At 69.1% G+C, this 23,970-nt stretch carries 24 protein-coding genes, 1 pseudogene and 1 riboswitch; of the genes and pseudogenes, 20 read left to right on the top strand and 5 right to left on the bottom strand.

Annotated features, from left to right (window positions below; translation table 11 throughout):
• Position 1: 1 nt before the first annotated feature.
• The 10 genes from hpt to folK all read left to right on the top strand — a co-directional run bounded on the left by hpt (position 2) and on the right by folK (position 9,258).
• Entirely contained in the window at positions 2-556 is a 555-nt protein-coding gene (gene hpt / locus ACZ7OI_RS05765) for a hypoxanthine phosphoribosyltransferase (RefSeq protein WP_037369179.1), read from the top strand.
• A 161-nt stretch (positions 557-717) separates the two neighbouring features.
• Positions 718-1,086 (top strand): hypothetical protein, encoded by a 369-nt coding sequence (locus ACZ7OI_RS05770; RefSeq protein WP_344265538.1) that lies wholly within the window; start codon positions 718-720, stop codon positions 1,084-1,086.
• 125 nt (positions 1,087-1,211) lie between these two features.
• Positions 1,212-2,525: a hypothetical protein gene (locus tag ACZ7OI_RS05775; RefSeq protein WP_470263450.1), complete on the top strand. Its 1,314-nt coding sequence runs from the start codon at positions 1,212-1,214 to the stop codon at positions 2,523-2,525.
• Between the two features lie 80 nt (positions 2,526-2,605).
• Positions 2,606-3,409, top strand: a complete 804-nt coding sequence (locus ACZ7OI_RS05780) for an ESX secretion-associated protein EspG (protein ID WP_470262994.1) — start codon at positions 2,606-2,608, stop codon at positions 3,407-3,409.
• Between the two features lie 141 nt (positions 3,410-3,550).
• The gene (locus ACZ7OI_RS05785) at positions 3,551-4,372 is read left to right on the top strand and encodes an ESX secretion-associated protein EspG (protein WP_470262995.1); all 822 of its coding nucleotides are present in this window, start codon (positions 3,551-3,553) and stop codon (positions 4,370-4,372) included.
• A 206-nt stretch (positions 4,373-4,578) separates the two neighbouring features.
• The gene (gene ftsH, locus ACZ7OI_RS05790) at positions 4,579-6,996 is read left to right on the top strand and encodes an ATP-dependent zinc metalloprotease FtsH (protein ID WP_470262996.1); all 2,418 of its coding nucleotides are present in this window, start codon (positions 4,579-4,581) and stop codon (positions 6,994-6,996) included.
• Complete coding sequence (folE, locus tag ACZ7OI_RS05795) at positions 6,968-7,582, top strand: GTP cyclohydrolase I FolE (RefSeq protein WP_470262997.1); 615 nt, start codon at positions 6,968-6,970, stop codon at positions 7,580-7,582. Before ftsH ends, folE begins: the two co-directional genes overlap by 29 nt.
• A gap of 26 nt (positions 7,583-7,608) precedes the next feature.
• Complete coding sequence (gene folP / locus ACZ7OI_RS05800; protein ID WP_470262998.1) at positions 7,609-8,415, top strand: dihydropteroate synthase; 807 nt, start codon at positions 7,609-7,611, stop codon at positions 8,413-8,415.
• Positions 8,408-8,767, top strand: coding sequence for a dihydroneopterin aldolase (folB, locus tag ACZ7OI_RS05805; protein ID WP_470262999.1), 360 nt, complete (start codon positions 8,408-8,410; stop codon positions 8,765-8,767). Before folP ends, folB begins: the two co-directional genes overlap by 8 nt.
• Entirely contained in the window at positions 8,764-9,258 is a 495-nt protein-coding gene (gene folK / locus ACZ7OI_RS05810; protein WP_470263000.1) for a 2-amino-4-hydroxy-6-hydroxymethyldihydropteridine diphosphokinase, read from the top strand. Before folB ends, folK begins: the two co-directional genes overlap by 4 nt.
• Before the next feature lie 32 nt (positions 9,259-9,290).
• Here the strand turns inward: folK and ACZ7OI_RS05815 are convergent, their stop codons facing one another.
• Positions 9,291-10,229 (bottom strand): helix-turn-helix domain-containing protein, encoded by a 939-nt coding sequence (locus ACZ7OI_RS05815; protein WP_470263001.1) that lies wholly within the window; start codon positions 10,227-10,229, stop codon positions 9,291-9,293.
• Between the two features lie 70 nt (positions 10,230-10,299).
• Between ACZ7OI_RS05815 and ACZ7OI_RS05820 the strand changes: the two genes are divergently transcribed.
• From ACZ7OI_RS05820 to ACZ7OI_RS05850, 7 genes and pseudogenes are all read left to right on the top strand, one after another.
• Complete coding sequence (locus ACZ7OI_RS05820) at positions 10,300-10,752, top strand: DUF3180 domain-containing protein (protein WP_470263002.1); 453 nt, start codon at positions 10,300-10,302, stop codon at positions 10,750-10,752.
• A 69-nt stretch (positions 10,753-10,821) separates the two neighbouring features.
• Complete coding sequence (locus ACZ7OI_RS05825; RefSeq protein ID WP_470263003.1) at positions 10,822-12,774, top strand: DUF6779 domain-containing protein; 1,953 nt, start codon at positions 10,822-10,824, stop codon at positions 12,772-12,774.
• A gap of 673 nt (positions 12,775-13,447) precedes the next feature.
• Positions 13,448-14,554, top strand: a complete 1,107-nt coding sequence (locus ACZ7OI_RS05830; protein WP_470263451.1) for a PrsW family intramembrane metalloprotease — start codon at positions 13,448-13,450, stop codon at positions 14,552-14,554.
• A 247-nt stretch (positions 14,555-14,801) separates the two neighbouring features.
• A pseudogene (locus ACZ7OI_RS05835) lies at positions 14,802-15,716 on the top strand (Rossmann-like and DUF2520 domain-containing protein); the annotation flags it as partial.
• Entirely contained in the window at positions 15,713-16,621 is a 909-nt protein-coding gene (gene panC, locus ACZ7OI_RS05840; protein ID WP_470263004.1) for a pantoate--beta-alanine ligase, read from the top strand. The pseudogene ACZ7OI_RS05835 and the gene panC, both read left to right, overlap by 4 nt.
• A gap of 12 nt (positions 16,622-16,633) precedes the next feature.
• Positions 16,634-17,128: an aspartate 1-decarboxylase gene (panD, locus tag ACZ7OI_RS05845; protein ID WP_470263005.1), complete on the top strand. Its 495-nt coding sequence runs from the start codon at positions 16,634-16,636 to the stop codon at positions 17,126-17,128.
• Positions 17,129-17,170: 42 nt separating this feature from the next.
• Positions 17,171-17,944, top strand: coding sequence for a type III pantothenate kinase (locus tag ACZ7OI_RS05850; protein WP_470263006.1), 774 nt, complete (start codon positions 17,171-17,173; stop codon positions 17,942-17,944).
• Here ACZ7OI_RS05850 and ACZ7OI_RS05855 read toward each other — a convergent pair.
• On the bottom strand, positions 17,941-18,675 hold the full coding sequence (locus tag ACZ7OI_RS05855; protein ID WP_470263007.1) for an SDR family oxidoreductase: 735 nt from the start codon (positions 18,673-18,675) through the stop codon (positions 17,941-17,943). The genes ACZ7OI_RS05850 and ACZ7OI_RS05855 overlap by 4 nt on opposite strands.
• A gap of 86 nt (positions 18,676-18,761) precedes the next feature.
• On the opposite strand from ACZ7OI_RS05855, the gene ACZ7OI_RS05860 reads away from it, so the two are divergent.
• The gene (locus tag ACZ7OI_RS05860) at positions 18,762-19,616 is read left to right on the top strand and encodes a sigma-70 family RNA polymerase sigma factor (protein WP_470263008.1); all 855 of its coding nucleotides are present in this window, start codon (positions 18,762-18,764) and stop codon (positions 19,614-19,616) included.
• 3 nt (positions 19,617-19,619) lie between these two features.
• Here ACZ7OI_RS05860 and ACZ7OI_RS05865 read toward each other — a convergent pair whose 3' ends face one another.
• Positions 19,620-19,934, bottom strand: coding sequence for a DMT family transporter (locus ACZ7OI_RS05865; RefSeq protein ID WP_037808251.1), 315 nt, complete (start codon positions 19,932-19,934; stop codon positions 19,620-19,622).
• Positions 19,935-19,967: 33 nt separating this feature from the next.
• A riboswitch (guanidine-III (ykkC-III) riboswitch) is annotated at positions 19,968-20,030 on the bottom strand.
• A 50-nt stretch (positions 20,031-20,080) separates the two neighbouring features.
• Positions 20,081-20,845 carry a class I SAM-dependent methyltransferase gene (locus ACZ7OI_RS05870; RefSeq protein WP_470263009.1) on the bottom strand — a complete coding sequence of 255 codons (765 nt, stop codon included), beginning with the start codon at positions 20,843-20,845 and terminating at the stop codon, positions 20,081-20,083.
• An 82-nt stretch (positions 20,846-20,927) separates the two neighbouring features.
• Here ACZ7OI_RS05870 and lysS point away from each other — a divergent pair, with 82 nt between their 5' ends.
• Both lysS and ACZ7OI_RS05880 read left to right on the top strand, forming a co-directional pair.
• Entirely contained in the window at positions 20,928-22,436 is a 1,509-nt protein-coding gene (gene lysS / locus ACZ7OI_RS05875; RefSeq protein ID WP_470263010.1) for a lysine--tRNA ligase, read from the top strand.
• A 163-nt stretch (positions 22,437-22,599) separates the two neighbouring features.
• Positions 22,600-22,953, top strand: a complete 354-nt coding sequence (locus tag ACZ7OI_RS05880) for a histone-like nucleoid-structuring protein Lsr2 (RefSeq protein WP_037354752.1) — start codon at positions 22,600-22,602, stop codon at positions 22,951-22,953.
• Positions 22,954-23,094: 141 nt separating this feature from the next.
• Here ACZ7OI_RS05880 and ACZ7OI_RS05885 read toward each other — a convergent pair whose 3' ends face one another.
• Positions 23,095-23,922, bottom strand: a complete 828-nt coding sequence (locus ACZ7OI_RS05885; RefSeq protein WP_470263011.1) for a DUF6597 domain-containing transcriptional factor — start codon at positions 23,920-23,922, stop codon at positions 23,095-23,097.
• Between the last annotated feature and the right edge of the window lie 48 nt (positions 23,923-23,970).

Here is a 23,970-nt window from a genome sequence, read left to right on the forward strand (position 1 = left end):
CGTGTACGAGGGCGAGATCGCCTCCGTGCTCATCACCGAGCAGCAGATCAAAGACAAGATCGCGGAGCTGGCGGCGAAGATCGCCGCCGACCACCCGGAGAACGGCCAGGGCGACCTCCTCCTGGTCGGCGTCCTCAAGGGCGCCGTCATGTTCATGACCGACTTCGCGCGGGCGCTTCCGGTGCCGACGCAGCTGGAGTTCATGGCCGTGTCGTCCTACGGGTCTTCGACCTCGTCGTCGGGGGTGGTGCGGATCTTGAAGGACCTCGACCGCGACATCGCCGGGCGCGACGTGTTGATCGTCGAGGACATCGTCGACTCCGGGCTCACCCTGTCCTGGTTGCTGAAGAACCTGGCGAGCCGGAACCCGGCCTCGCTCGAGGTCGTCTCGCTGCTGCGCAAGCCGGAAGCCGTGAAGGTCGAGGTGCCGGTCAAATACATCGGCTTCGACATCCCCAACGAATTCGTCGTCGGCTACGGCCTCGACTACGCGGAGCGCTACCGCGACCTGCCCTACATCGGCACGCTCGATCCGCACGTCTACACGTCCGGATAGTCCGGTTCGCGATAATCCTTCCGGGTGCGGAACCCGGAAGCGCGAAATCGCGTCATAGGGCTCGACCAGGTGCGTTAACCTATGCGAAGACCTATTGCCATGCGGACGAGTGACACCAGCCGACGCGCTGGTCCTCGCGCGGGGGAACGGAGAGAGGGCAGATGGGCAACAACAGCTCGGCGGATGCCGCGGCGTTCAAGAACGCCGCTGTCAACGGCCAGGTCGGAATCGACCCGGATGCCGCGCAGACCGTGCTGAAGAAGATCCGGACCGGACGGGACGCGGTCGAAGCTCTCCTGAACAGCGCGGGCACGCTCGCGCAGCCGCCGAAGCTCGGCGCGAACCCGGTCGGCAAGGCGATGGCGACCAAGTTCGTGCAGCGCGCCGACGGCGGCGGCGACTCCTACTCGTCCGCGCTGCAGAACCTGCTCAGCCAGTACCAGGCCGCGGAGGAAGGCATCGTCGCGGCGATGGCCCGCTACCACGAGATCGACCAGTCCGCCGGCGACCCGTTCCGCAACAAGGCCTGACGTCCTAGGGGGATCACGCAGTCATGGCACCGAACACCACTACCTCGGCCCCGGACGGATCGGGCTACAACACCTCCGGCTACGGCACGTCGTCCTCGGTTCCCGCGCCCGGCTCCGCCGTCGTGATGGGCTCGAACTCGACCGCCAACGACATCGTCGCCTCCGCGCGCAGCAGCTCCGGCGGCTTCGAGATCGGCGGCGACCGCGCCATCGGCAACCCGCCGAACTGGCAGTCGCAGGAAAGCCACCAGCTCTACGTCGGCGCGACCACGGACAACGACCCGGGCACCGCCGAGTCCACCGGGCAGCACTGGACCAAGCACGGCACCGAGCTGAAGCAGGCGTCCGACGACCTGTACAACGCGATCACCGAACTGGGCAACGTCTGGGTCGGGCACGGTGCGGCGGGTGCGCAGGGCGCGCTCGTGGCGATCGCCAACTCCGGCACGCAGGCCTCCGACGCCGCGCACACGATGGCCGACCGGCTCGCCCGGCAAGCCGCCGCGGCCGCTGAGGTCAAGAAGATGCCCGCCCCGCGCGACTACGACCCGAAGCAGGCCATGACGGCCGCGCTCGCGGGCGGCCCGGCCGCGCTGGCCGCGGACCAGAAGGCGCAGGCGGACGCCGCGAACGACGTCAAGGCGCAGCAGGTCGCGTTCTTCAACGCCTACACCCAGGCGATGAGCGAGGTCGACGGTTCGACCCCGAGCTTCGGCCCGGATTCGCTCGGCATGAAGCCGACCGCGTCGCACTTCAACGGCAACTCGTTCAACAACGTCAACAACATCGGCCACACCGACGGTCCGGGCGCGCTCGGTTCGCCTGCCAGCTTCGGCACGGTCGGCGCGCACGGCGCGGTGGGCGGTGCGGGAGTCGCCGGGCACGGCGCTCCGGCGCACGTCTCGGCCAACTCGGGCACGTACGGCGCTTCCGGTTTCGAGGGCGGCGCGCTCGCCGGCGGCACCGGCGTGGGCACGGGCGTTGGCGCCGGTTCCGGCGTCGGCGCGGCCCCGGTCGCTCCGGCCGCACCCGCGAGCACGGGCGGCAGCGGCCTCGGTTCCGCGCTCGGCCTCGGCGCCATCGGCGCTGGCGCCGGACTCGCCGGCGGCAAGCTCGGCGAGGGCAACCGCAGCGGTTCGCGCAAGGAGGAGGAAGGCAAGACCTCCGCCGCGTCCGAGCACCAGAACGGGCAGAGCGCCGCGTCGGCGGCCCCGCAGCAGCAGGGCGTGGTCCCGGCCGGCGGCACCATCGGCCAGTCCCAGGGCGGCATGAGCCCGATGGGCGGCATGGGCGGTGCGGGCGCGCACGGTGCCGGCCAAGAGGACGAGGAGCACACGCACGCTTCGTTCCTCATCGAGCCGGACCCGGACGACGCGTTCGGGGCCAACGAGGCCACCCCGCCGCCGGTCATCGGCGCGTGGTCGGACGACGACAACTGACGCAGTGCTCGCGGGCGCGTGACCGGAAGCGGTCACGCGCCCGCGAGCGTTCGCAAACACTCGGGGTAGGGGGTTGGTCGATGCCGAACGCGGAGCTGCTCGCGCCGATCGAGGTGGACTTCCTGTGGGAGTCGGCCGGTCTGGGCGAGCTGCCGTATCCGCTGCGGATCCGTTCGCACGGCGCGACGATGGACGAGCGCTCGGCGCTGCGCACGCGCACGCTCGGCGCACTGGCCGATCGAGGGCTCGCGGACGACCGCGGCAGGCCCGCCCCGCACGTCGAGGACTACTTCGGCATCCTCGCCTCGCCGGACGTCAGCCTCGACACCGTCCAGCTGCTCGACCCGAACGGCGAACCGCTGCTCGCGGTCGCGGGCAGCGCCAACGGCGACGGCCTGTTCGCCGTGCAAGACCAGCGCGGGCTGCACCTGCACCCGTGCGCGCCGGACGGCCTGGCCACGGCGATCATCTCGCTCCTGCCGGGCGCTCCGCGCGGTACCGAGAAGTCGATCACCGTGCCGCTGGAACAGCTGGTCGGCGCGTCCGGGGTGGACTTCATGCAGCGGCGCGGCAACCAGGTCGACGCCTCAGGCCGCGCGAGCGTCGACGACGACCGCAAGGCTCTCGCCCGGCTGCACGCCCAGCAGCGCCTGCGCGGCGGCCAGATCGGCGCGAACGCCCGCAACCGGCTCGGCGGACGCAGCCGTTCGACCGTGCTGAGCTGGTTCGACACCGAAACCGGCCGGTACTTCACCCAAGCCAGCCAGGGACACGACGGACGCGACTGGATCACCATCGCTCCCGCCGACTCGGCGACGTTGCGGCACCGGCTCGGCGAAATGCTCGCCGGGGTGGCCGACCAGGCCAGCGCGGGCGCGTTCTGACCCTGCCCCGCCGTGGCAGCGGGGGCATCGGGGCCGGATGCCGAGTCCGATGGGACCGATGGTGCCTTGAGGGGCTTGAAGACTGCCGATCCGGCGCTACGCTGGGCCGGAAATCGTTGACCGGAGGGTGAGCAGCACCGGATGCACCAAGAGTTCTTCTCGCCGCTGGCATTCGACTTCCTGTGGGAGTCGGCGGAGCTGGGCGAGCTGCCCTACCCGCTGCGCGTGCGCTCGCACGGGGCGACCGAGGACGAGCGCGTGTCGCTGCGGCACCGGGTCGACACCGAGCTGAAAGCCCGCGGCATCCGCGACGCGCGCGGCCGGGTCGAGCCGGACGTCGAGGACTGGCTGACGCTGCTCGCGCGCGCCCCGCACTCCATCGACGCGCTGCACATCCCGCAGTTCGAGGCGCATCCGGTCGCGCTGCTCGCCGCGGGCGACGAGCGCACCGGCGTGGTCGCGATCCAGGACGCGGACGGCATCTGGCTGCGCGCGATCCAGCCGGACGCGCTGGTGTCCACGATCGTCGAACTGCTGCCCGGCGGCCCGCGCGGAAGTGAGGCGTCGGTCACCCTTCCGCTGGACGAGGCGTTGCACACCCAGCCGATCCGGGTGCCGGTCGCCGCGGGCGGCGGCCAGGCCGAGGAGAAGAGCGGACGGCGGGCGAAGCGCCAGTCGCTCAGCGAACGCGCCACCGTCGATCCGCGCGAGACCTACGGGCTCATCGCGGGCCAGCCCCGGCTGCGCGGAGGTCAGCTCGCAGCGAACAGCCGATCCCAGCTGGGACACCGGCAGCGGTCCCGGGTTCTCGGCTGGTTCGACACCGCCACCGGACGGTATTTGAGCTTGTCGAGGGCGGGTTCGGACGGCCGGGAATGGGTCACCGTGGCCCCGGCGGACCCGGCGACACTGCGGAGCAGGCTGGGTGAAATGGTGGCTTCAGTGGCGGTCGACACCCGATAGCCGGGTGACGTGTCGTCCCGGACCGGGAACCCTCGCGCGGGATTGGCCGTTGACCTGCGAGAGGCTCGCCAGGCTTCCCCGCCCGCCCGGACGGTACCCTGGTGGGACGGGTGCCCTGCGGCGCCCACGGGTTGTCAAGATCGCGATGGCGGGTATCACAAGAGCCGCCCAACCAGGGAGGGTCGAGGCCGCAAGGGCCGAGTCGTATGAACCGGAAGAGCGTGCTCAGGAACCCACTGCTGTGGATCGTCGCGGGGTTGCTGGCGGTGGTCGCCTACAACACGATCTTCGACAGCGATCGTGGCTACACCCAGGCTCCTATCTCCACGGCGATGCAGCAGGTCAAGGCTGGACACGTCAAGGAAGCGAGCCTCGAGGACAAGGAGCAGCAGCTCAAACTGCTGCTCACCCAGCCGATCGATATCGACGGGCAGCAGGCGGACAAGGTCGTCGCGCAGTTCCCCGGCGGCGCGACCGACGACATCTACAAAGAACTCCTCGGTGCGAACGTCGACAACCAGGCGAACCATCCGATCAAGTTCACCACCAAGGTCACCCAGCAGAGTCTGCTGACCCAGATCCTGATCTTCGCGATCCCGCTGGCGCTGGTGCTCGGCCTGCTGATGTGGATGATGAACAACGCACAGGGCGGCGGGAACCGCGTCCTGAACTTCGGCAAGTCGAAGGCGAAGCAGCTCAACAAGGACATGCCGAAGACGACCTTCGGCGACGTCGCGGGCGCTGACGAAGCGGTCGAAGAGCTGTACGAGATCAAGGACTTCCTGCAGAACCCGGCGCGCTACCAGGCGCTCGGCGCGAAGATCCCGAAGGGCGTTCTGCTCTACGGGCCGCCCGGCACCGGCAAGACGCTGCTCGCGCGTGCTGTCGCGGGCGAGGCGGGCGTGCCGTTCTACACGATCTCCGGTTCGGACTTCGTCGAGATGTTCGTCGGTGTCGGCGCGTCGCGAGTCCGCGACCTGTTCGAGCAGGCGAAGCAGAACGCGCCGTGCATCATCTTCGTGGACGAGATCGACGCGGTCGGCCGCCAGCGCGGCGCCGGCCTCGGCGGCGGCCACGACGAGCGCGAGCAGACGCTGAACCAGCTGCTGGTCGAGATGGACGGCTTCGACGCCCGCGGCGGCATCATCCTGATCGCGGCCACCAACCGGCCGGACATCCTCGACCCGGCGCTGCTGCGCCCCGGCCGGTTCGACCGGCAGATCCCGGTGTCCGCGCCGGACCTGCTCGGCCGCAAGGCGATCCTCGAGGTGCACGCCAAGGGCAAGCCGATCGCGCAGGGCACCGACCTGACCGGGCTGGCCAAGCGCACCGTCGGCATGTCCGGTGCGGACCTGGCCAACGTGCTGAACGAGGCCGCGCTGCTCACCGCCCGCGAGAACGGGCACGTGATCACCGACGTCGCGCTCGAGGAATCGGTCGACCGCGTGGTCGGCGGCCCTGCGCGCAAGAGCCGGATCATCTCCGAGAAGGAGAAGAAGATCACCGCCTACCACGAGGGCGGGCACGCGCTCGCCGCGTGGGCGATGCCGGACATCGAACCGGTGTACAAGCTGACGATCCTGCCGCGCGGTCGCACCGGCGGGCACGCCCTGCTGGTGCCCGAGGACGACAAGCAGCTGATGACCCGGTCGGAGATGATCGGTCGGCTGGTGTTCGCGATGGGCGGGCGCACGGCCGAGGAGCTCGTGTTCCACGAGCCCACCACCGGTGCGTCTTCGGACATCGAGCAGGCGACGAAGATCGCCCGCGCGATGGTCACCGAATACGGCATGAGCGCGCGCCTCGGCGCGGTCAAGTACGGCCAGGAGCAGGGCGACCCGTTCCTCGGCCGGTCCGCGGGCCGCCAGGCCGACTACTCGCTCGAGGTGGCGCACGAGATCGACGAGGAGGTGCGCAAGCTCATCGAGACCGCGCACACCGAGGCGTGGCACGTGCTGAACACCTACCGCGACGTGCTCGACAACCTGGTCATGGAGCTGCTGGAGAAGGAAACGCTGCAGCGCAAGGATCTCGAGCGGATCTTCGCGACCGTCGAGAAGCGCCCGCACATCACCGTCTTCAACGAGTTCGGCGAGCGCACGCCGTCGGACAAGCCGCCGATCAAGACCCCGGGCGAGCTGGCGATGGAGCGCGGCGAGCCGTGGCCCCCGCCCGCTCCGGAGAAGGAGAAGCCGGCTCTGCAGCCCGCGCCGACCCCGGTCGGCACGGCCCCGGGTGCGGGCGAGCTTCCCGGCGGCCCGCCGTACCAGGCTCCGGACCCGAACGCGAACCCGTACGCCCCGCCCGCCAACGGCGGCCGTCCGGTCGGCGGGCCGAACGGCACCGGCCGCTGGGGCCAGCCGTATGGTGGTCAGCAGCAGCAGCCGGGCGGTCCGGCAGGCGGCGGCTACCAGCCCGGTGGCCCGGGCGGTGCGCAGAGCGGACCGCCGAACTACGGGGCGCCTCCGGGCTGGACCCCGGCGACGTCCCCGGGCGGCCAGCAGCCGTGGCGCCCCGCCGAAGACCGTCCGCGTGAGCAGGGCTGGTTCGCCGACGGCGCGAACGGCCAGCAGCCGGACGAGGGGCAGCATCGGCGTGACGTCGACGGATCAGACAAGCAGTAAAGACGGCATCCGCCCGGTCTTCGATCAAGACCGGGCGGAGCGCGCCGTTCGCGAGCTGCTGCTCGCCTGCGGCGAAGACCCGGATCGGGACGGTCTCCAGGACACCCCGGCCCGGGTCGCTCGCGCTTATCAGGAGATGTTCGCCGGCCTCTACACCGATCCGGACGAGGTGCTGGCGCGGACGTTCGACGAATCGCACGAGGAGCTCGTGCTCGTCACGGACATCCCGATGTACTCCAACTGTGAACACCACCTCCTGCCGTTCCACGGCGTAGCCCACGTCGGCTACATCCCGAACGGCGAGGGCAAGGTCACCGGGCTGTCGAAGCTCGCCCGGCTGGTCGATCTCTACGCTCGCCGCCCGCAGGTGCAGGAGCGGCTCACCTCTCAGGTCGCTGACGCGCTGGACCGGAAGCTGGAGCCGCGCGGCGTGATCGTGGTCGTCGAGGCGGAGCATTTGTGCATGTCGGTGCGCGGGATTCGCAAGCCCGGTGCGCGGACCACCACGTCGGCGGTGCGCGGGATGCTGCGGTCGTCGGCGACGTCGCGGGCCGAGGCGATCGAGCTGATCCGGGGGCGCCGGTGATCCCCCGGCCGGGGCGGTGCGCCGTGATGGGCGTGCTGAACGTGACGCCGGATTCCTTTTCCGACGGCGGCCGGTACCTCGACCTCGACCAGGCGCTGGAGCACGCACGCGAGATGTGGGCGCGCGGCGCGGACCTGATCGACGTCGGCGGCGAGTCGACGCGGCCGGGTGCCTCGCGGGTCGATGCGGAGACCGAGGCCGCGCGCATCCTGCCGGTGATCCGGCAGCTGGCTTCCGAAGGCGTCGTGCTGTCGGTCGACACCACACGGGCTGCGGTCGCCGAAGCCGCGGTGGCCGCTGGTGCGAAGGTGATCAACGACGTGTCCGGCGGGCTCGCAGATCCGGCGATGGGGCGGGTCGCCGCGGAAACCAAGGTGCCGTGGGTGTTGATGCACTGGCGCGGGCACAGCAAGGACATGAACGCGTTGGCCACGTACGCCGACGTCGTCGCCGAAGTGCGCGGCGAGCTGCTGGAGCGGGTCGACGAGGCGATCGCGGCCGGGGTTTCCGAGAGCGAGATCGTGCTCGACCCCGGCCTGGGGTTCGCGAAGCACGCCGAGCACGACTGGGCATTGCTGCACGGGCTTGATGCGTTGCTGGGCTTGGGTTTCCCGGTTTTGGTGGGTGCTTCGCGCAAACGTTTCCTCGGCCGTCTGCTGTCCGGAAAGGACGGAGTGCCGAGGCCGCCGGACGGCCGCGAGGTCGCCACCGCGTCGATCTCGGCGCTGGCCGCCGCGGCCGGCGCTTGGGGCGTGCGGGTGCATGAGGTGGGGGCTTCACTGGACGCCGTGGCGGTGGCCGCGGCCTGGCAGCAAGGACGGGCCGATGGCTGACCGCATCACGCTCACCGGACTGCGCGTGTTCGGCCGACACGGCGTCTTCGACCACGAGAAGCGCGACGGGCAGGAATTCGGCATCGACATCGTCGCGTGGCTCGACCTCGGGCCCGCCGCGGCGTCGGACGACCTGACCAAGACGCTGCACTACGGCGAGCTGGCCGAGCTGGCGGCGGGGATCGTCGCCGGGGAGCCCTACGACCTGATCGAGAGCGTCGCCGGGAAGATCGCCGACGAGGTCATGCGCGACGACCGGCTGAGCGCTGTCGAGGTCACCGTGCACAAGCCGTCCGCGCCGATTCCGCTGACCTTCGACGACGTCGCGGTCACCGTCCGGCGGGAGCGGTGAGCCGCGCGGTCCTGTCGCTGGGCTCCAACCTCGGCGACCGGCTCGGCTACCTGCGCAGTGCCGTCGACGCGGTGCGTCCGGCGCTTGTCGCGGTGTCCGGGGTGTACGAGACGAAGGCGTGGGGCGTCGAGGACCAGCCGGATTTCCTGAACGCGTTGTGCGTCGTCGACGACCCGGCGCGCGACCACTGGGCGTGGCTGCGCGCCGGGCAGGCTGCCGAACAGGCGGCGGGCCGGGTGCGCGAACTGCGCTGGGGCCCGCGCACCCTCGATGTCGACATAGTGACAGTGCAGGGCGTGACGTCCGACGATCCGGAGCTGCTCCTGCCGCACCCCGGGACCCCGGACCGGGCGAGCGTGCTGATCCCGTGGCTCGAGATCGACCCGGACGCCGAGATCCCCGGGCACGGCCGGGCCGCCGACCTGCTCGCCCGGCTGCCGGAAGCCGACCGGGCGGGCGTCGTCCTGCGGCCCGACCTCGCCTTGTCGTGAGTGCTTAGGCCGGTTCTAACCGGCGTCGGCACTCACGAGGCCCGCAGCGCCGCCAGCAGGAACTGCACCTCGTCCTGGCGGCTGGGGATGGCGGGCCAGCCGTTGATGGTGGCGAGCAGCTGCCAGTACCGCTCGGCGCGCGGATCCGCCCCGACAGCGATTCCGTCGGCCATCTTGTAACGGACCGCCGGGCCGGCCGGGTCCTGGTCCGGCCGGGCCGAGGCGGTCGCGATCGCGTCCGCCAGAGCCCGTCCGGCCGGGGAGTCCGGCGCGTGGCCCGCGTCGAGCGCGGATCGGGCGTCGGTCATCCAGGCCGCCCAGTTTTCCTGCTGGGCCTTCGACGGCTGCTCGTACTCGCCCGCTTCCCGGGCGGTCGAATGCCGCTCGCTCATCGTGCGGATGGACTGCCGGAATCCGGGGTCCTGCACGAGTTCGGCGAATTCGATCCAGGCCTCCAGCTGTTCCGGAGCCGGATCATCCGGAAGATCCGGTTTCGCCGACTGCATTCGCGCGTAGAACTCGGGATCGACATCGAGCCCGTCCATCATTTCGGACCAGAACTCGTCCACCAAACGGCGGCGTTCCTCGTCCGGCATTTGGGCGATTCGATTCATCAGTTTCACTTCCTCCAGCTCGGAATCCCGTTTCAGCACCGCGCGCAATACCGCGCGGCGCAGCCGCAACCGCCGGATCTGCTCGTCGAGTGCGTCGACGTGGCTCGTCGCCAGGTCGCGCACCGTCGTCTCGCGCGCCAGTGCGCGGGACACCTCGGGCAGGCCGATGCCCAGCTCGCGCAGCGTCCGCACCAGCTCCAGCCGGGCGAGCGCGTGCGCGTCGTACAGCCGGTAGCCGGCATCTGTCCGCTGCGTGGGCGGGAGCAGGCCCTCGTCGGAGTAGAACCGGATGGTCTTCACCGGCAGCCCGGTGCGCCGGGACAGTTCGCCGATCGTGAAGACCGTGGTGGCAGGCATGTCAGGCATCGTGGAGTCTCCAGTCACTGGAGAGTCAAGCCTGCCAGAACGGGCTCGGTACGGTGGAGACATGCACTTCACGCGGTCCCGGGACCTGGTCGTGGCCGCGGTCCTCGGCCTCGCCGTGGTCTACGTGCTGTTCCAGGCCGCCTACGGCGATCTGCCTCAGCTGCCGTTGCTCGCCGGGGTGACCTTCGCGGTGCTCGCGATCGCCGAGGCCGGATTGGCGCTGTCGATCCGGTCGCGGATCAAGTCGGGCCGGGTGCACGGGGACGCGGTCGGGATCGCCAGGGCGGTCGCGCTGGCCAAGGCGTCCTCGCTGGCCGGGGCGTTTCTCGGCGGCGGCTGGCTGGCTGCGTTCATCTACGTTTTCCCGCGACGTGACGAACTCGTTGCCGCGGTCTCCGACAGCAAGTCGGCGGTCGTCGGGACGGTGTCGTCGGCGCTGCTCGTAGCTGCCGGTTTGTGGCTCGAGCACTGCTGCCGGACGCCACCGGAGGACCGTCGGTCCACGACCGGTTAACGCGTCGATGGCACCGCTCGAAGTACCGACTAGGTCTCATTCGGATCACCGGAAGGTACGGTGTCAGGCATGACTGGCGTGGGTGACGACTCGCACGGCCGCCGCCCTGGCAGGCCGTGGCTTGTCGTCGGATTGCTCCTCGCTGTCGGCGCCACCGTGGTTTTGGTGCTGAGCGACGACCTCCGGTACCTCCGGCTCGGGATCGTCGCGGCGCTCTGGGCAGCCCTTATCGGCGCCTTCCTCGCTGTTCGCGCCCGCAAGAACGCGGCGCACAGCGAGGACGCGGTCGCCGAGGCGCAGGCGGTGTACGAACTGGAGCTGGAACGCGAAATCGCGGCCCGGCGAGAGTACGAACTCGAACTCGAGACGGAAACGCGCGAGGCCGCGCAGGCACAGTCACGCGAAGAATTGGATGCGCTGCGTGCCGAAGTGGCTGCGCTGCGCGAAAGTCTGCATTCGTTGTTCGGCGGGGAAGTGCTTCTGGAACGCGTCGCGCTCACCGCGCAGGCGACTCGGATGCGCTCGCTGAACGACGAGCAGCGGCTCGTTTCCGCTGGTTCCGAGACCAAGAACGGCAATGGCAAGAAACCGGCTCAGCTGCTCGCTCCGAAGAAGCAGGTGGTCGATGTTCCGGAGCGGCCGACCGAATTCATGGACCGGGTGCTCGACGCGTCGCCGGCGGAGCGTCGCCGGCCACCGGTGAACGGCGGCGCCAATGGTGCCGCGAAGACCAATGGCTCCAATGGGACTTCCGGCGCGAATGGCTCGATCAGCGCTGGATTGAACGGATCCGGTCCGAATGGCGACCGGTCGACTCAGCTGCGCACCCAGCAGATGCCGCGTCTCAAGCCGAAGCGTCCGGAACCGCCTGCTGAGCCGGAGCCGTTCGAGGACGACGTCGAACCGGAGAGCCCGGCCCCGCGTGGTGGCCGCGATCCTCGGGCCAGCCTGGCGGAGGCGTTCGTGCCTCGTGGCGGCCGTGGCGAGCCGGGACCGCATGAGGGGCGCGCGAGTGTGGCGGACGCTTTCGCCGCGCGTGAGCCGCGCAATGGCGCGCCGGAACCGCATGCTGAGCGGCCGCCGGTGCGCGGTGGTGAGCCGCAGGCCGGTCCTAGCGGCGGTGGGCCGAAGCCGCGTAGTGATCGTGCGCCGGAGCCGTATGAGGCCGAGCGTCGTTCGGCGAGCGAGTCTGGTTCGCATGTCCTTCCGGAAGCGTTTGAGCAGGACAATGGCGAGCGTGGGCAACGCAATGTGACTGAGCCGTTGCCGCGTGAGGCTGACCGGGCCCGTGGCTCGTTCAACCAGGGGCCGCGGGCCGCCCGGCCGCAGAATGACGCGCCGGAACCTGCTCGCCGGCCGGCTGCTGACGCGCAGCCGACTCGGACCGTTCCTCCGGTGAGCAAGCCGGAGCCGCCGGTCAAGGAGGAACGGCCGGTGCCCCGGCTGGCGGCGCGGCCTGCTCCGCAGCGGCCTGAGGAGCGTCCGGAACCCGCTGAGCAGACTGCGATTTCCCGGCCCGCTGAACCGGTTGCGCATCGGCATGCCGAGCCTGCCCCGAAGAAGGCGGAGAAACCGGTGGCGGAGAAGGAGACCGCGGCTGAGCCGCAGACTCGTGCGCCGTCTCGGCTGGAGCAGTTCTCTCGGTCGGATTTGTCGCCGTTGGCTGAGGAGACGCCTACTGGACGGCATGGGGCTCCGGGGGTGGACGCGGTTAATCCGACGTTGCCGGAGTCGGTTCGGAGCACGGCCAGCAGCGGGACCGGGGGGCGGCGGCGTCGTCCGGAGGCTGAGGCTGCGTCGGCTCCGGGTTCGGGTTCGGTTTCGGGCGGGCGTCGGCGGCGGCCGGAGGGGGAGCCTCCGGCTTGGGAGGCGCCTGCTGAGGAGAGTGCTGATGAGTCGGCGCATGGGCGGCGGGCTGCGGATGCTGGGCACCATGCGTCTGGGCGGTCGGTGACGGAATTGCTTGCGGCTAATGGGAAGACTGAGGGGAGTCCTCGGCGGCGTCGGCGGGCTGAGGATTGAGGTTCTGCTGAGCCTGGGGCGGCTCGTCGCCTGGCGGCGACATTGCGCCGGGTTCGTTGGGTGGGCACCCCGAAGCTGATTGTGACGACGGACGGCGGGTGCTTGTCAAGGCGGGAAAGATGCCTTGACAAGCACCCGCCGTCCGCGTTTTTGGCTTCGTATCGGGGTGCAGGGCCGGGTGTGGCTGCGCTGGTGGGTTTGTGTGCGCGGGTCGCCGTGGGTGGGTGGGCGCGTGGTGTGGGTGCCTGGTGGGTTTGGGTGCGCGGGCTGCGGTTGGGCAGGTGGGGGCGCGGTGGCTTGGGTGCGCTGGTGGGTTGGGTGCGCGGGTGCGGCTGGGTAGGTGGGCTGAAAAACCATCTACCAAGCCGGTAGATGGCTGAAAAGCCGTGAAGGGTCCCTTGAGGGAATCTAAGTCCGTGAAGGTCCCCTCACGGCCGGTTGCGGGTCGTGAGGGGAACCCCGAGGGAATCTGCGTCTGTGAAGGCGGCCCTCACGGACTCGGGCGGAGCAAGGGGGGACGTGGGTCACAGGTGAGTCGCGCGGAGGGCTGAACCCGGTACGTCCAACCAGCATCCCGCGTGCGCCCTGCGTATGGTGACCGCTCGTGAACGGCACCCTTTCCGCCACGCCGCCGGGTTCTGCGTCCACGTCATCTCGTTCGCGGCACATCACCGTGCTCCTTCCGGTGCTCGGGTTGATCGTCGTGGCGTTGTGCGGGCTTTTTCTTTTCGGGCTCGCTACTGCGCGCGTGGGGTGGCTGGCGGTCGCGATTGGCGTTGTCGCCGCGTTGCTCCCGGTCGGTGTGGTGGTTGCCGGGTTGCTGTGGGTTGATCGGTGGGAGCCTGAGCCGGCGAAGCTGCTCTTGATTGCTTTTGCTTGGGGCGCTTGCATTGCCACGGTCACGGCGTTGCTGATCAATACCGGGGCGGAGGCGTTCGGCGATCTGCTTCTCGGCGGCGGTAACGGCAGCAAGGTCAGCGCGCTGGTCTCCGCGCCGCTGGTCGAGGAGGCGGCGAAGGGCGTCTTTGTCCTGTTGATCTTCTGGCGGCGCAACGAGGAATTCGACGGGGTCGTCGACGGCGTCGTCTACGCGGGCTTCGCGGCCGCTGGGTTTGCCTTCACCGAGAACATCTATTACTTCGGCCGCGCCTTCGCCGACCACGGCTTCGGCAACGGCACCAGTTCCGGTGTGCTCGCTGCTTTCCTCGTGCGGGGCGTGCTTTCGCCGTTCACGCATCCGCTGTTCACCGCTATGACCGGCATCGGGTTCGGCATCGCGGCGCGGTACGCGCAGCGGTGGGTGCGGATTCTCGCGCCGCTGGCCGGGTACCTCGCTGGCGTCTTCCTGCACGCGCTCTGGAACGCCGCCGCTACGCTGAACGGCGGAAAGTCCTTCCTCACGCTGTATTTCCTGGTCATTTTGCCGCTGCTGATCGCCGCGATCTACGTGATCGTGTTGCAGCGGCGGAGAGAACAGCGGATCGTCGCCGCCGCATTGCCGAAGATGGCGGCGGCTCGGTGGATCGCTCCGTCGGAGATCGATTTGCTCGCCAGCCTCTCTGGGCGGCGGGAATGGCGGAAGCAGGCGCGCAAGCAATCCGGGCGGGCGGCGGCGCGGGCTGTGGGGCGGTATCAGGCAAGCGTGACGGAGCTCGCATTCCTTCGTCGTACGCGGTTGCGCACTGAGCAGGACCGGCAGCGGCAGGAAGAGTTGTTGCAGGCACTGCGGGGCGCCCGCGCGGATGCGGTGCGATTGGCGAACAATCGCGACAGTCGGTGAACATTCCCCGTCCGGGGTAGCTCGACCGTGGCAAAAGTGGCGTTCCACCGGGGGATTCGAGCTCACAACGACCGAGAGAAGCCGACTGCCAATAAGGTACGGGCGCGATTGGCCGCCCCGGGTGAAGCTGGTCACCCGGGCACCGCGATCCGGCCGGGGCGGGGCTACTCTCGCGCCGTCGTCTGGTACCCGCGACGAAAGAGCGGGACTGGAACGAACATGAGGAGTTTCGAGCCATGAGCGTCCACAGGCGCACGCCATGAACCGACCGGCCCGCCTTGCCGTGGGCGTCGTTTCCGCCGGCCGCGTGGGCAGTGTCCTCGGTGCGGCATTGGCCAGGGCGGGCCACACCGTCGTCGCCGCGTCGGGGCTGTCCGCGGCTTCGCTGAACCGCGCCGAACGGCTGTTGCCCGATGTCCCGTTGCTGCCGCCCGACGAGGTCGTGCGGAGAGCCGATCTCGTCCTGCTCGCGCTGCCGGACGACGCGCTCGCCGGCACCGTCCGCGGTCTGGTCGCCACGAATTCCGTCCGCGCGGGCCAGATCGTGGTGCACACCTCGGGTGCGCACGGCATCGACGTGCTGGCCCCGGTAGCGGAAGCCGGTGCGCTGCCGCTCGCACTGCATCCGGTGCTCACCTTCACCGGCCGCGAGGAAGACCTCGAACGTCTTGTCGCCGCAAGCATCGGCGTCACCGCGGCGCCGGACGACGACGCGGCGTGGAACGTCGGCGAGGCGCTCGCCGTCGAGATGGGCGCCGAGCCGGTGCGGGTCCCCGAATCCGCGCGGGCGCTGTATCACGCGGCGCTGGCGCACGGCGCGAATCACCTGATGACGCTGGTCGCCGACTGCACCGAAACCCTGCGCGACGCCGGAATCGGGCATCCGGAACGACTCGTCGCACCGCTGCTTTCGGCGGCATTGGACAATGTCCTTCGCCACGGGGACCGCGCCCTCACCGGACCGGTCCCGCGTGGTGATCTCGGCACCGTCCGCAAGCACCTCGACGTGCTCACGGACCGGGCGCCGCAGATCGCCCCGGCCTACCGGGCGCTGGCCCGGCGCACGGCCGAACGGTCCCGCGCCGCCGGCCTGCTCGATCCCGCGGCCGCGGGCGAACTGACCGATCTTCTCGCCGACCCCGCTGAAGGACAGACCCCGTGACGACACCGAAATTCCAGCGCGGAACGCTCAACACGTTCCAGCCGCCCGAGCACATCAGCAAGGTGAGCTGGGGCCTGCGCAGCGTCGGCCGGAAGGTCGCGCTCGTGCCCACCATGGGCGCGCTGCACGACGGCCACCGGGAACTGCTGCGCCGCGCGAAGCGGCTGCCGAACACCGTCGTCGCCGCGTCGATCTTCGTGAACCCCTTGCAGTTCGGCGAGGGCGAGGACTTCGAGGCGTACCCCCGGCAGCTCGAAGCCGACTTGGCGACTTTGTCCGAAGCAGGCGTCGAGCTGGCCTTCACGCCGAAGGCCTCGGACTTGTACACGGAGAGCGCGACGGTCACCGTCAACCCCGGCCCGCTCGGCGACGAGCTTGAGGGGGCTGTCCGGCCCGGGCATTTCGCCGGGGTGCTGACGGTTGTCGCGAAGCTGTTCAACCTGCTGCGCCCGGATTACGCGTTCTTCGGGGAGAAGGACTACCAGCAGCTGGTGCTGATCAAGCGGATGGTGGCGGACCTGAACATCGACACCCGCGTCATCGGGGTGCCGACGGTCCGGGAGCGGGACGGCCTCGCGCTGTCCTCGCGCAACGTCTACCTGACGCCGGAACAACGGGAAGACGCCGTGGTGCTGTCGTCCGCTTTGTCGGCCGGGGCGCACGTCGGGCGGGACGGAGCGGAGGCCGTGCTGGACATGGCGCGGAAGACGCTCGCGGCCCGTCCCCAGGTGGAAGTGGATTACCTGGAGTTGAGGGGAACCGATTTGGGGCCGGCGCCCGTCGACGGAGAGGCGCGGTTGCTGGTCGCGGCCCGGGTGGGGAGTACCCGGCTGATCGACAACGCGGGAGTGCTGCTCGGAAAAGCCGTGGAACATCCGAGCGGGGATCCGGACGCAGGGGAATAGGGAGAGTCCACGATGTATCGCACGATGCTGAAATCGAAGATCCACCGGGCCACGGTGACCCAGGCCGACCTGCACTACGTGGGTTCGGTGACGGTCGACGAGGACCTGATGGAGGCCGCCGATCTGCTCGAGGGCGAGCAGGTGTCCATTGTGGACGTCACGAACGGCGCGCGGCTGGAAACCTACGTCATCACCGGCGAGCGCGGCAGCGGCGTGCTCGGCATCAACGGAGCCGCCGCGCATCTGGTGCACCCGGGCGACCTGGTCATCCTGATCGCCTACGGGCAGATGGACGACGCGGAGTCGCGCACCTACCGGCCGCGAGTGATCTTTGTGGACGATTACAACCGGATCGTCGAGCGCGGGGACGATCCGGCGCACGCGCCGGACGGATCGGGCCTGCTGAGCGGCACGGTCACGCTGCCCGAAGAGGACACGATGACCTTCCCGGTGGCCGAAACCGCGGACGCGCGCCGTCTCGACGCGTTGCTGCACGCCGAAAACTGACCTGTCCGCCGCGGCGGTCGAGCCGCAGTAAGGAAGACCTCGTTGCTGCTCACTGTCGACGTCGGCAACACCAATATCGTGCTCGGCCTCTACGAGGGCGCCGAGCTGGTCGGTGACTGGCGGATGCGCACCGACGCGCGTATGACCGCGGACGAACTCGCGCTCACCGTGCGCGGCCTGCTCGGCCCGCACGCCGACGCGGTCACCGGGATCAGCGCACTGTCCACAGTGCCCGCGGTGCTGCGGGAATTGCGGGTGATGCTCGGCCGCTATTACGCGCGGGTGCCGAAGATCGTGGTCGAGCCCGGCGTGCGCACCGGGGTCGCGCTGCTGGTGGACAATCCGAAGGAAGTCGGCGCGGACCGGCTCGTGAACACCCTTGCCGCGCACCATTTGCACGCCACCGCGTGCGTGGTGGTCGATTTCGGCACCTCTACGAACGTCGACGCGATCTCGGCCCGGGGCGAATTCCTCGGCGGGGCGTTCGCCCCGGGCATCGAGATCTCGGTGGACGCGCTCGCCGCCCGCGCGGCCGCGCTGCGGAAGGTGGAACTCGTCCCGCCGCGTTCGGTGATTGGCAAGAACACCGTGGAATGCCTGCAGTCCGGCATTCTGTACGGCTTCGCCGGCCAGGTCGACGGGCTTGTTCGACGGATTGTGCGCGAATTGCAGCACGACAGCTCAGAACCGGTCACGGTGATCGCCACCGGCGGGCTCGCGCCGTTGGTGCTGGGCGAATCCGAGACGATCAAGGAGCACGTGCCGGACCTGACGCTGCTCGGCCTGCGGCTGGTGTACGAACGGAATGTGCGTTAGCCGACCTGCTCGGCGAGGTAATCCTCGAAAGTGCGGATGCCGGTGTCCGCGTCGAGGTTGAGGTTGCCGTCGGCGCGATAGACCTTTCCGGCCGCACCGGGAATGCGCATCGGCATTTTCAGCCGTCGCCGCCCGCGAGCCCGCAAATACTTGTCGACCAGTTCGCCCATGCCGTACACCTTGGGCCCGGCCAGATCCCGCACTCGCCCGGCCGGGTCGCCAAGCGCCAGCCGCGCGAGCCGCTCGGCCACATCGCGGGCGTCGACTGGCTGAAAATTGATCGCGGGCACCGGCACGATCGGCAGTTTCGCCACTGCCTGCACGGCGTTGAGGCAGAAGCCGTGGAACTGGGCCGCACGCAGGATGGTCGACGGCACGTCGGCCGCGGCGACGAGTTTTTCGGCCTCGTGCTTGCGGCGGAAATAGCCCAGCGGCAGCGCGTCCGCGGCGATCACCGAAATGAAAACCAGGTGGCCGACTCCGGCGCGTTCGGCGGCCCGGACCACGTTCGCCGTAGCCACGTCGTCGCCCTTCGGACCGCCTGCCAGATGCACGACCACGTCGGCGCCGTCGACTGCGGGGGCGAGACCTTCGCCGGTCATCAGGTCGCAGGCGAACCGGTCGGGGCCGTTCGCCTTCCGGCTCAGGATGCGCACCTTCGCGTCGCCGAGCGCGGGAACGACCAGCTTGCCGAGGGTTCCGGTGCCACCGGTGACCAAGATCGTCGTCATGACAATTCCTTCCGGGTAAAGTGCCGCTGGTCGGGCACTGGGGGTGTCCTACTGGGATGAACCCGGCTGTGAAGGAGATGTGACAGGTGGACGAAAAGAACCTGCTCGCGGCTCAATTCGAGGAGCAGCGTCCACGCCTTCGCGGGGTCGCCTACCGGATGCTCGGGTCTCTGAGCGAGGCCGACGACGCGGTGCAGGAAGCCTGGCTGCGCGTCGACAGCGCCGACATTTCCGAGGTACAGAATCTGCCCGCCTGGCTCACCACAGTGGTGGCGCGGGTGTGCCTGAACCTGTTGCGCACGCGCGAACGCCGCCGTGAGGATTCGCTGGACGCTTCCCCGTTCGACCGCGGTGACGACGGCGCGGACCTCGCCGAAGAAGCCCAGCTGGCCGACTCCGTCGGCCTGGCGATGCTGGTAGTGCTCGACGTCCTCGGTCCGGCCGAGCGGATCGCGTTCGTGCTGCACGACATGTTCGCGGTGCCGTTCGAGGACATCGCGCAGATTCTCGACCGCAGTCCGGCGGCGGTCCGGCAGCTGGCCAGCCGGGCTCGCCGCCGGGTGCGCGGCGGAGAAGCCGGGCCAGCCGATGCGAGCAAGCGGCGCGGGGCCGTCGAGGCGTATTTGGCCGCGGCTCGTGAAGGAGACTTCGCCGGGCTGTTGAAAGTGCTCGACCCAGACGTCGTGCTGCACTCGGACACCGGCGCGGCGCCGATGGTGCTGCGTGGTGTCCGAGCGGTCAGCAAGGGCGCGCTGCTCGCTTCGGAAATGGCGCGCAGCACGCAGGTCGCTTTGGTCGACGGCGGTCCCGGCCTGGTGCTCGCTCCGCGCGGCCGGCTGGCTGTGGTCCTCAAGTTCGTTTTCGACGGCGACCTGATTGCCGGGATCGACGTGATTTCCGCGCCGGAGCGGCTGCGCGGGCTGGAGATCGCTCTCGGATGAAGATCAGTGGAACAGTTTCAGCCCGACGACCCCGGCGACAATCAGCACGAGGCAGGTGATCCGGCCGACGGTGAGCGGATCGTTCATCGCGACGATCCCGTACACCGCGGTCCCCACCGCGCCGATGCCGACCCACACCGCATAGCCGGTGCCGAGGGGAATTTCGCGCAAGGAATAGGCGAGGCCGGACATGCTGAGCAGCAGTGCGCCGCCGAACAACACGCTCGGCCAGAGCCTGCTGAAACCTTTCGAGGCGCCGAGCGCCGCGGCCCACACGGTTTCGAGAAATCCGGAAACGACAAGAACGAGCCAGGCCATGATCAAGAACCTTTCGCAGTGACGGATGCGTTCACTGCGCCGTCTTGTCGTCACCGGGTACGACGCGCTCGTCCGGGGCGGGAGCACCGCCACTTCCGAAATTAGCACCAACCGGACGTTCCCCGGTGGTGATTTCGGTCGCCGCTTCAGCTCCGCCGAGCCCGGACAACCGTGGTGACCAGCGGATAGTCGAATTCGCCCGTTCCCGTCTCCGGAACGGATTCCAGATACTCCCGCGCTCGCGCGAGCTGTTGGTCCCGGTCCTGCTCGGACGCGATCAGCAGATGCGAATGCGTGGCCACGGTCGCCAGCAGCGAGTCGATCGAGCGCCGGTGCGTGTGGGCGAACCGGTCCTGTTCGAACGGGCCGAAGCCGTCCGCGCGCAGCGTTTGCTCCGTGTCGGCGAGCCAGCGGCTGGTGCCCGTGCGGATGAGCCGGGCGAATTCGAGCGCCCACGGCACTGATTCGTCGTCGTGATTCCACAGCGCCACCACTGCCCCGCCGGGCCGCAGCACCCGGCGGATCTGCGCGAATGCCGGCGCCAAATCGAACCAGTGCAGGGCCTGGCCGACGAACACCGCGTCCACCGATTCGTCCGGCAACGGGATGTCCTCGGCCTTGCCGAGCAGCGCGGGAACGTCCGGCAGCCGCCGCGACAGTTCGGCGAGCATGCCCGGATCGGGTTCCACCGCGGTCACCGCGCGGCCGAGATCGACCAGCCCCTCAGTGAGTTTTCCGGTGCCCGCCGCGAGGTCCAGCACGTCGCGTACCGGTCGGTTTGCTCCGGACATACCCCATTCGAGTGCGGCTCGAGGATAGTCCGGCCGGTGCCGGGCATAGGCGCTCGCCTGGTCGCCGAACGACGAAGCCCGCCGGGCGTGCAGTTCCGCATCAGTGCTGTGATCGCTCACGAGTAACCACCCTAATACCGTGAGTGCCCCGGAAGGGGAATCCGGTTGACGCGGTTCACCAGCGGCTTCGTACGCTATGGCCATGACCGAATTCCCCGCGTCCGACGCACTGCCCGATGACGACCTGCCCGAACAGATGCGGGTGCGCCGGGACAAGCGCGACCGGATAATCGCGGAGGGCGCCGATCCTTACCCGGTAGAGGTTCCGCGTACGCACACTCTCGCGCAGATCCGTGCCGAACATTCCGGTCTCGAAGCCGACACGAGCACCGGTCAGTCGGTCGGCGTCACCGGTCGCGTCATGTTTCTCCGCAATACGGGCAAACTGTGTTTCGCCACTCTTCGTGAGGGCGACGGCACAGAACTGCAGGCGATGCTGAGTCTCGCGCAGGTCGGGCCTGAGTCTCTCGCCTCGTGGAAGTCCGATGTCGATCTCGGCGACCACGTATTCGTGCACGGCGAGGTGATCACCTCGAAGCGCGGCGAGCTTTCCGTGCTGGCCGACAGCTGGCAGATCGCGGCGAAGTCGCTGCGCCCGCTGCCAGTGGCGTTCAAGGAGCTGGCGGAGGAAACGCGAATCCGGCAGCGTTATGTCGATCTGATTATGCGGCCGAAGGCGCGCGACGTGGTGCGCACGCGCGCCGGCGTGATGCGTTCGCTTCGCGAGTCGTTCCACCGCCGGGGATACACCGAGGTCGAGACGCCGATGCTGCAGACGCTGCACGGCGGAGCCGCGGCCCGGCCGTTCGTCACGCATTCCAATGCCTTCGACCTCGAGCTGTTCCTGCGCATCGCGCCTGAGCTGTACCTCAAGCGCTGTGTGGTAGGCGGGATCGAGAAGGTTTTCGAGATCAACCGGAACTTCCGCAACGAGGGCAGCGACTCCTCGCACTCGCCGGAGTTCGCGATGCTCGAGTACTACGAGGCCTACGCCACTTACGACACGAATGCCGTGATGACCCGCGAACTCATCCAGGAGGCCGCGGAGAACGTGCTCGGCACCCAGGTCGTCACTCTCGCCGACGGAACCGAGTACGACCTTTCCGGCGAATGGACGACACTCGGCATGTACGAGTCGCTCTCGGAAGCACTCGGCGAGGAAGTGACGCCGGATACTCCCGCCGAAGCACTGCACAAGATCGCCGCGGCGCGCGAGATCGAGGTGGATCCCAAGCTAGCGCACGGCAAACTCGTCGAAGAACTGTGGGAACATCTCGTCGGCGACGGACTTGACGCGCCCACATTTGTCCGGGATTTCCCGCTCGAGACCTCTCCGCTCACACGGCAGCACCGCAGCCGGGCGGGCGTGGCCGAGAAGTGGGACCTGTACGTGCGCGGTTTCGAACTCGCGACCGGATACTCCGAGCTGGTGGATCCGGTGGTGGAACGGCAGCGGCTCACCGAACAGGCGCGGCTCGGCGCCGCCGGGGATAGCGAGGCGATGCGTCTCGACGAGGATTTCCTCCGCGCGCTCGAGTACGGAATGCCGCCGAGCGGCGGGGTCGGAATGGGGATCGACCGGCTGCTCATGGCACTGACCGGGCTTGGTATCCGGGAGACGATCCTCTTCCCGCTCGTGCGGCCTGAATAGGACACCGTTCGCCGCACCGGTCGAGATTTCCTCAATGCGGATTTGCCTACGGCGGGGCAAGCGGGTATTAATATGGGTGTCAAAGACTTCTGTAGCTCGGGGCTTGCCCCGAAACCAGATCATGTAGCCAGATCATTCGGGTAAGCCCCGCAGGAGGAATCAGATGGCACAGAAGGTGCTTGTCTCTCTGGTCGACGACCTCGACGGCAGTGAGGCGGAAGAGACCGTCGAGTTCGGTTTGGACGGTGTGAGCTACCAGATCGACCTGTCGAGCGAAAACGCCGAGGAACTGCGGGACGCGCTGGCTCAGTATGTCGAGCACGCCCGCCGTGCCGGCGGCCGCAAGCGCGCGCCGCTGCGTCCGGTGGCGGGCGGCAAGTCCCCGGCCCGCCCGGCCGCGGTCGACCGCGAGCAGAACCAGGCGATTCGCGCGTGGGCCCGCAAGAACGGTTTCCAGGTTTCCGACCGCGGGCGCATCCCGTCGGAGGTCGTCGAGGCTTACCACAAGAAGAACTGACCGGGCATTTCCGGAACTCGCGGATGCGCTCCTCCGGTTAGCGAAGGCAGGAGAACGCACCGCGGCGGAGACGGGGGTCTTCGCACTCTGCACGCCAAACGGCCGTCGGGAACATTCCCGGCGGCCGTTTGGCGTTCGGTATTAGTTTCCCGGCTTTGCGCCGTCCGGCGTGCACGAGATCAGCCGGCGGGCGGAACGGGCGTACTCCGCGGGAGGTGCTCCGGTCACCGCACGGAAATCGCGGATGAAGTGAGGTTGGTCGCTATAGCCCAGCCGAGTCGCCAGATCCGCGTAATCCGGAGCGGCGGGTGCGGCGAGCAACCGGGCGGCTTCGTTGAGGCGGTAAATCCGGATCGCCCACTTCGGCGTTGTTCCGACGTGCTCGGCGAACAACCGCTGCACCGCCCGGATCGACAGCCCGAGTGCCGCCGCCAGTTCCGCGACCCTGGTGATCTCCGGATCCGCGGCGATTGTTTCCACTGCCTCCGCGGCCACCCGCGTCGCCCGCGGAATGGGACGACGGCGTGCGATCAGCAAGTTGTCGATCGCAGTGATCATTTCCGCGTCGGTCTCCGCATTCCGGACGGCTTTTTCAGCGACCGCGGCTTCCGGCCCGAAGATCGCGGCCACGTCCTGCGCGCGATCGGCGAGCGTGCGCACCGGGGCGTCGAGGAACGGGCGGAAACAGCCGGGCCGGATCCTGGCCCCGATCCCGTGCACGCGTCCGCTGAGCCGATGCGTGAAAAGCTGGTGCGCCGGACCGTAAACGCCGCACGCGCCGGGGAAGAACGTCACGTGCACCGACAGATTCGGAAGCACGTGCTGTTCGTGGGGTTCCGTCAGGTCCCAGCGCAGTATCCAGTGGTGTTCCACGAAATCGCGCAGTTCCGGGGCGGGCGGATGCCGGGTGAGAGTGAACTTGGTGCGAGCCGTCCGCTCGTTCAGGATGCCGCTCGGGATCCGCCGCATGGCTGAAACGCTAGTGCGTCGCGTAATTTCAAGACGGTCGCCGCGCCA

The organism is Amycolatopsis sp. NPDC114503, from assembly GCF_055633655.1.